The sequence below is a fragment of the Pseudoalteromonas sp. DY56-GL79 genome, assembly GCF_041414765.1.
GTDB classification, from domain to species: domain Bacteria; phylum Pseudomonadota; class Gammaproteobacteria; order Enterobacterales; family Alteromonadaceae; genus Pseudoalteromonas; species Pseudoalteromonas piscicida.
Genome location: NZ_JANHZS010000005.1, coordinates 208,637 through 216,378, shown reverse-complemented (window position 1 = coordinate 216,378; position 7,742 = coordinate 208,637). Strand labels below are relative to the sequence as shown.

5 protein-coding genes are annotated in these 7,742 nt (G+C 40.9%); 4 read left to right on the top strand and 1 reads right to left on the bottom strand.

Annotation, left to right across the window (positions count from 1 at the left end; genetic code table 11):
- Positions 1–142: 142 nt before the first annotated feature.
- Complete coding sequence (locus tag NO992_RS05570) at positions 143–973, bottom strand: transporter substrate-binding domain-containing protein (RefSeq protein WP_371375041.1); 831 nt, start codon at positions 971–973, stop codon at positions 143–145.
- Positions 974–1,256: 283 nt separating this feature from the next.
- On the opposite strand from NO992_RS05570, the gene NO992_RS05565 reads away from it, so the two are divergent.
- The 4 genes from NO992_RS05565 to NO992_RS05550 all read left to right on the top strand — a co-directional run bounded on the left by NO992_RS05565 (position 1,257) and on the right by NO992_RS05550 (position 7,694).
- Entirely contained in the window at positions 1,257–1,844 is a 588-nt protein-coding gene (locus NO992_RS05565; protein WP_010371605.1) for a dienelactone hydrolase family protein, read from the top strand.
- 69 nt (positions 1,845–1,913) lie between these two features.
- Positions 1,914–2,891, top strand: coding sequence for an acetoacetate decarboxylase (locus tag NO992_RS05560; RefSeq protein ID WP_371375038.1), 978 nt, complete (start codon positions 1,914–1,916; stop codon positions 2,889–2,891).
- Between the two features lie 114 nt (positions 2,892–3,005).
- Positions 3,006–5,249 carry an NAD(P)-binding protein gene (locus NO992_RS05555; RefSeq protein ID WP_371375035.1) on the top strand — a complete coding sequence of 748 codons (2,244 nt, stop codon included), beginning with the start codon at positions 3,006–3,008 and terminating at the stop codon, positions 5,247–5,249.
- 204 nt (positions 5,250–5,453) lie between these two features.
- Complete coding sequence (locus NO992_RS05550) at positions 5,454–7,694, top strand: TonB-dependent receptor (protein WP_371375032.1); 2,241 nt, start codon at positions 5,454–5,456, stop codon at positions 7,692–7,694.
- The last annotated feature ends 48 nt before the right edge of the window (positions 7,695–7,742 follow it).

The following is a 7,742-nucleotide window of genomic DNA, read 5'->3' as shown; positions in this document are numbered from 1 at the left end:
CTAGACAAGGAAAAAACTAAGTTGTGCTTTAGCAACAATGAGTTGGAACATTCCTTATCCAAACCTCAGGTTAAATACGTGGTGCTGCGCTTTATATTCTAGGAGGGGTCCACTTTTCAAACGCAATATCAGTTTTAGAAAGTTAGTTTTTAAAAATACTAGCTAGCTGTGGTTGAAATTGCTCTGGTAACCAACGAGCCATAGCTAATCTGAACTGCTCGTTTTTGTGGGCTTGCTTTAACGCTTCGCTAATTACTGCTATCTGTTCCTTACCAATCGCATTGTTATTACAGCCTGCATATCCAGCAGTTATCTGCGAGGCGATACTCAATCTGACTTGTGTCAATTCATCTTGCTTATCAACATGCAATTTGTGGTAGTGGTGTTCACTTGGGTATCCAAGTATCACATCGACTCTTTTTTTAAGTAGCATGATAGTCAAACTCTCTAATGTATCTCTTCCTGGTCTTACAAGCACTTGCTTGGTAGGCAAACTCGCCAATAACGCATCAATTTCATGACCAAACGACCGATTTGCCGCCACACCTACGGTTAGCCCGTGCTCAGTTACAAGCGTTTCCAAATCAATTGCGCTGTTGGTAATGCCAAGCGACTGTGCGACATCTTTCCTTAGTGCGGCAGAGGTTGACAATCCAATGGTAGAATACTCATCACTAAAAGCGATATGTCTTTGCCGCTCGGGTGTTTTATAGAGGGAGATCATACAATATTGGTTGTTGAAATTAGAGAGCTCATGTATCGCCCTCGATGCGGGGAACACTTTATAATTGAAGGTGTAGTCAGGCATCTGTTGTTGGATGAGTTTTATCAATAACTCGTCCCGTCCTTGTCCCTCCAAATCGTCAGAAAGGATATAATAAGGCGCGAAGTCTATCGCAATCCAAGTTATTTGTTTTGCAAATACAAAACTGGATTGAAAGGTAATGAAGAGGAGTAAGATGATTTTGATCAAATTGGGTCACTCTTGCTGAACTTACAATAAGCTTAGCATTGATTGCGATATTGATGATTAAATTAATGTTTATTTAATTTGTATTTAATGTTTACAGAGGTTGGCGGTATGCTAGCTTTAAAAGAGGTTTTAGTTTTGGGTAAAAGTGTGCTAGTTAAGCGTAGTTAAGCGATTGAATATAGAGTTTGATTGCAGCGCGTTAACCCAAATATAAGTAGATAAGGCCGCATGGCAAGGAAAGTCATACAAGCCAATAACTATAAATTATTAATAAGGAAAACCGATGGCTATATTAATCGTTACCGATATTTTCGGTTATACGGATCATATTGATCGTTTTGCTAAATCGCTTGGAAGTGACGTGCAGGTGCTTTCACCATTTATAGAAGAACCAAACAGTGTCTCTGAGTCGGATTGTTATGATTTGTTTTTGGCGCAATGTGGTCATCGTTTATATGCTGACAAAGTATCAGCAGCGATTTCTGAATACAAACCAAAACTTATTATTGGGTTTAGTGCAGGCGGAGCTGCTGCGTGGGTTGCATTGTCCGAACAAGGTGCCTCTCACTCTGTTGAGCAGCTTATTGCATTTTATCCTAGCCAAATACGTAACCATCTGAATATTAAGCCTAGTTGCGATGTGTCTATCTTCTTTGCTCAAGTTGAATCTCATTTTGACGTTGAGCCCGTTATAGAGCAGTTAAAAGATAAAAAAGGGCTGGATTGTGTCCGGACGCGATATTTACACGGTTTTATGAACATGCTTTCGGGTAACTATGATGAGTACGCATACTCGCATTATCAGTATTTTTGCCAGCGAGAGGCACGTAACTATATCGAGGTTGTGCAACGAGAGGCGGAGTTTTCATAACGACATACGCAAAAGCGGCTTGAGCGAACTACACTAAACACTAACTTATCATACTTTAAGGAGTGAGAGATGTATCCCGAGTTGCCTGATTATCAACATTTTTATAGTAATCCGATCGCCAAACCTCCATGCAGAATGCTAAATGCACAAATGTATGGCTTTTTTGTCAAAGGAAAAAAATCAACAATCCAAACCTATGTTGATAAAACGCTTAATTCGGTTTCTAGTAGTGAATTTGTATTCAGGGCCCTAACCGATTGGTGCTTATTGACATTTACAGATATTGAAAATATCGCGTCAAAAGTGCCGCCATTTAGTAACTATGGATATATGCAAGAAACCGATGTCATCGTCTGGTTGCCAATTCTGCAAGTCAATCTCGAAACGTTAAAAGCAGAGCATCTGTATTGGTATCCTGCGTTTATCTCTGTCAACAACATTAACGCACTGATAAATGGTCGAGAAATATGGGGCTACAACAAATATTTATGTCGCTACGAAATGCCTGAAAGCTTTGGCGATCCACTGAACTTTTCCCTCTCTCTGGAGACCTTTAAGGAATTTGATCCCAACGTGAAAATGGCATGGCATGAATTGTTATCCATTGAACCTGAGGATGACGGGGAGTCATGGCTAAAAGAAGTGTTGGAAGTGGGTGAAGAAATTGCTGAGCTTTTCAAAGATTCAGTGTCTGATTTAGATGTCGATAGCCAATTTCTTAAGCAGTTCTTATCGGGTTTTACCCACCCGCAAATGGATCAAATACTATTTAAGCAGTTCCCAGATGGCCATGCCGAGAAGTCTGTATATTCGGCAGTGGTACATTCCCCTTCTGAGGTGAAGAAAATTCACAAAATTGGTTTTATCAAAGATGACTTAAGTCTGAACCTACAACGAATGGATGCGTTTCCACTCGATAAAATGTTTGGCATTCCATTAGGCAAAAGCGAGATCAAACTACCTTACTTTGTGAAGATGGACTTCGATCAGGCTGGAGTCGAAGAAATTGTTTCCAGTGCTCAGAGTATGGCTAACCTCCATCGTTAGTGTATTTGTGGCATAACAAACACGATTTTTTACTAAAGCGATATTTGCATGTTTAGTTGTCTTCCTATGTGGCTTTAGGTGTTGTTCGTCAACACGTTAGAAAAAGGAAGACTTATGAGTAAACAAAAAGTAGCAATACTTGGCGGCGGCGTTTCGGCGATGACAGCTGCGGTATACATGACTGAACAAGAAGATTGGCAAGAGCGCTACGATATTACCGTTTATCAGCAAGGCTGGCGTTTGGGAGGCAAAGGGGCGAGTGGTCGTAATGCTGAATACGGCGAACGTATAGAGGAGCATGGTCTCCACGTTTGGTTTGGTGCCTATGTCAATTCTTTTAGGGCAATTGAGACAGTTTATAATAAGCTTGAGCGTTCAAGTGATATCCCCATTCACACTTGGCAACAAGCACTAAAACCGCATAGTTTGGTCGTCTTACAAGAATATATCGACCAGCAGTGGCAAACTTGGTCAGTAGATTTTCCTGAGATCCCAGGTAACCCAGCTAATGGCACACTCGATTTACATTTTTGGCAGATTTTAAAATTACTTGCGGCTTGGCTACACAAGTGGGTTGATGATTTGGAATGTGAAGTTGAGAAAACGCACAAATCCACACAACTCAAAACTAAAAAAGACAGAGATAAAACGCTGCTTGCTCACTTGGGGCAGGAAGTTAAAAGCTTTTTTGATAGCGTAGAAGAAAAAGCCAAGACCTTATTTGATGACGCAGAGAACCATGTTCAAGAGGTTGTATCCACACCAAAGCTGTTAATAACGCAACTCAGTAATTTTTTAACGGTGCGTGAAGCTGATCATCGTTTAGAAAATAAGAAAGATCACTTAGTTGTTTGGTATATGGTTCGAAAAATTAGGCGCTGGTTGCAGTCTGAAGTAAACGACTTAATTGATGACAACCCTATCATTAGACGTCTGTATATATGTATAGATTTAGGTGTTGCGATGACCATAGGCATGCTCCGTGATAAAGTCTATTCACGAGGTTTTGGCTATCTTGATCGGTACGATTTTAAACAGTGGCTCAAGCGCAATGGCGCAAATGAATCGCTGTCTGTGGAGTCTGCGCCTGTCCGCGGCTTTTATGACCTCGTTTTTGGCTATGAGGACGGTGATTTTAAAAAGCCGAATGTCGAAGCGGGAGTTTCGGCTTTGGCTATGCTTCGGATTATGCTGTGTTATCGCGGTGGCGTGATGTGGAAAATGCAAGCGGGGATGGGAGATATTATTTTCTCTCCTATCTATGAGCTGCTTAAACATCGAGGCGTTAAGTTTGCGTTTTTTCATCAGGTTGAATCGTTACATTGTGCACAGGATGATGATGGTCATTATGTTGATAGTATTCAATTAATTCAACAGGTTAAACTAAAGGAATCGCAATGTTACGAGCCTCTGGAATTAGTCAAAGACTTGCCATGCTGGCCAAGCTTTCCACTGTGGCAGCAAATTGACCCGCAGCAAGCGGCACTACTTAAAGAACATGAGATTAACCTAGAGTCTTACTGGTCTAATTGGGAGACGGTTTACCAACAAGCATTTGGACAGAGGTTACCGAGAAAAACACTAAATAAAGGTACTGATTTTGATTTAGTGATTTTTGGGATCTCAGTGGCAGGTCTTGAGCCACTTTGTCAGCAATTATTGGCTAAAGATAACAACTTAAAGTTGCAAGCCGAAAAGGTCAAAACTGTTGCGACTCAAGCTTTACAGTTGTGGCTCACTAAAACTGACAATGAACTGGGTTTTCACGACCCTTCTGGCAGTAATGAGCCACCAATATTAAGCGCATTTTCTCAACCCTTTGATACTTGGGCTGCGATGTCTAATTTACTTGAGGTTGAAGATTGGCCAAATACTCAGCCTAAGAACATTGCCTACTTTTGTAGTGCTTTTACCTGCGTAGATTATCCACCTCCGAGCGATCATGAGTTTCCTGAACGCATGAAAGCTCAGGTAAAAGAAAACGCATTGCAAAAGCTTAGATTACAGATGCAGCCACTGTGGCCAGAGGCTTATCATGGTGACGACTTCGATTGGAACGTATTGTTTGATGTTGATAATAAGGAAGGCGAAGTTAGGTTCAATACTCAGTATTGGAGGGTGAATGTCGACCCCAGTGAGCGTTATGTGTTAAGTGTTGTTGATAGCAGTCAATTTCGACTGCCTACGGACGGCAGCATCTTCGAAAACCTCTACATTACCGGAGATTGGATTAAAACCGGTGTCAATGCAGGTTGTGTTGAAGCTGCTGTGATGGCTGGCATGCAAACGAGTAGAGCTATCACCGGATATCCTCAAAGCATTAGTGGAGAATCAGGGTTTGAGCCCTTTAACCGTTGAGTAGTTAGTCATACTGACTGAGTAGTTCAACTACATTTCAAGCCTTGCAATTTGCAGGGCTTAAATCCCACTTTGGTATAATTTGTATGCGTTATGAACGATAACTTGAACCTTAAAAAGGTAATCGGGTTCATTTGTTTGGGGGTCTTTTTAATTCAGCTATACTGATAGTGCAATTGCATGATATAGCTCGGGATTCAAACTATGCCACATCCAAATGTGCTGTTAAATACGATAACACTAACATTACTCTCAGTAGTTTCGATGGAAACGTCAGCACAAGTCGAAGAAGAAATCGAAGTCATTGAGGTATACGCCCAAAAAAGAAAGCAATCTATTAATGATGTTGCTATCGCTATTAAGCCCATATCCGGACAAGTCATCACTGACGCGGCACTGAAAGATACGACCGAACTGGGTCGTTTAGTTGCGAATGTAAAAATCAGTCAAAATGCAGCTGAGGGCACGCCTCCAGCGGTCAGCATTCGAGGTGTCGGACTTGTCGATTACAATACGGCCAACACTTCTCCGGTTGGGGTGTATTTAGATGGTATATCTGTTGGGTCTGCGAATAATCAAATCATTAACTTGTTTGATGTTGAGCAAGTAGAAGTATTGAAAGGTCCACAAGGTACACTTTTTGGTAGAAATACCACTGGGGGGGCAATTTTAGTGCGCACGGCGCGCCCAACAGATGGTAATTTTGCTTCTGTCAGTGTGGGGGTCGGTTCGGATTCTTTAACAAGGGCACGTACGATGCTCAACTATAGCCTAGATCAAAATAGCGCGGTGCGACTTGCCGCAAGCCACAATAACTATGAGTACACAACGTATAACTTACAGCCTGACGCTCCTGAGGCGTATATGGAACAAAATGATGTTCGACTAAGTTATTTTGGCGAGTTTGATAAGTTCAGTGTTTTTGTGAAATTAGATTATGGTCATTGGAATGGACTGGTTCAGCCGGTCGGGAATATCGGATTATTCTCAAACCCTTTGGATGGTTCATTATGTTCTCCAGCGCAAGCGGGCACTAGCAACTGCGTTGATGCGCTTGGCTTTAATATTGGCAGTGACGATTTTTGGGCTGTGCGGGTCAATAATTATCAAAAACATCACAGTATAAGCAAAGGCGTTACAACAGAGGTCGCGTATGCACTGGATGATCGGTCTCAACTTATTTATCTAGGAGCTTTCAATCGCTTAGATAGGATACATGGATTTAATTGTGATGGAAGTCCATTTTCATTATGTGAAGGTGAGTTAGGGCTTAAAAATGAAAAGCTGGTGAATGAGCTTAGGTTTGAGCAAAGTATGGAAACCGGCTTTCTAACGCTAGGCTTATTTCAACTAGAAGAGCGTATTTACCAAGATAATTTCAATGATTTATTACGTGATTTTAGAGGAACCCCTAATGGGGCAAGTGCGGCAACCTTTTTCTATGACAATGATATCAAAGTAAAATCAATGGCTTTGTTTGGTCAATATGAATATGAAATCAGTGAACATACTGATGTACTTGTAGGAGTAAGGTACAGCGATGAAAAGGTGAATTATGACTCTTTCTCTTACCTAAATGTACCGTTTGGAGATAACCTCGCTGGCATTTTAGTCCCTGCCTACGACATTGAGGGAAAAGAATCCGATAGTAATTTGTCTGGAAAAGTGTCAGTTATCCATAAAGTTAAACCGGATAAAAGCGTTTATTATAGTTTATCTAATGGTGTAAAAAGCGGCGGCTATAACGGTGGCTTCCTTATTTCGAAGGATGCCGCGATACAGGCAAGTTATGGCCCCGAAGAATTAATCGCTCATGAAATAGGAGCAAAGCTGTTATTTAATGAGCTTAAACTTCGTACAAATTTGGCCGCTTTTTACTATGATTATAAAGACCAACAGGTATTTATGAATCAGGCTTCAGAAGTACCTGGAGCACCGCCTTATCAGTTACTTGAAAACGTAGGTAAGTCAAAAATCTATGGTGCTGAGATAGAAAACACTTGGTATCTATCGGAGCAAACTCAGATAAGCTTGGATATAGGGTATATACCTGAAGCAAACTTTGAGGAATTTATTGATCCAGTTGGTGTTGTATTGACCGACAACCGCTTACCGTTTACATCCGAATGGAATATCTCTGGACAAATAAATTATGCATTTAATTGGGATGAAGTTAGTATAAAAAGTAGAATAGCATTTGATTATCAAAGCGAATATTACTTTGACCAAAACGAATCTCCCTATGCTAAGCAGCCCAGTTATATGCTTTGGAATGCCAATCTACAGGTGGAGTATAGAGACTGGCAGTTAGGTATTTGGGGTAAAAATCTTTTAGATAAAGAGTATAGCCATCTTAAGTTTGACCTAAGTAGCTTTTTGGGAATGTTGGAAGACTTTAAAGGTGAGGGAAGAAGGATAGGCATGGATGTAACATATCGCTTTTGATTTTGTTTGAGCACTATATAGAGATAAGTCACCTGACTTGGGGGTAGA

Bases quoted from the DNA above. Each gene is read 5' to 3' on its own strand.
- NO992_RS05565 (WP_010371605.1), top strand. From the start codon at position 1,257: ATGGCTATATTAATCGTTACCGATATTTTCGGTTATACGGATCATATT.
- NO992_RS05560 (WP_371375038.1), top strand. From the start codon at position 1,914: ATGTATCCCGAGTTGCCTGATTATCAACATTTTTATAGTAATCCGATC.
- NO992_RS05555 (WP_371375035.1), top strand. From the start codon at position 3,006: ATGAGTAAACAAAAAGTAGCAATACTTGGCGGCGGCGTTTCGGCGATG.
- NO992_RS05550 (WP_371375032.1), top strand. From the start codon at position 5,454: ATGCCACATCCAAATGTGCTGTTAAATACGATAACACTAACATTACTC.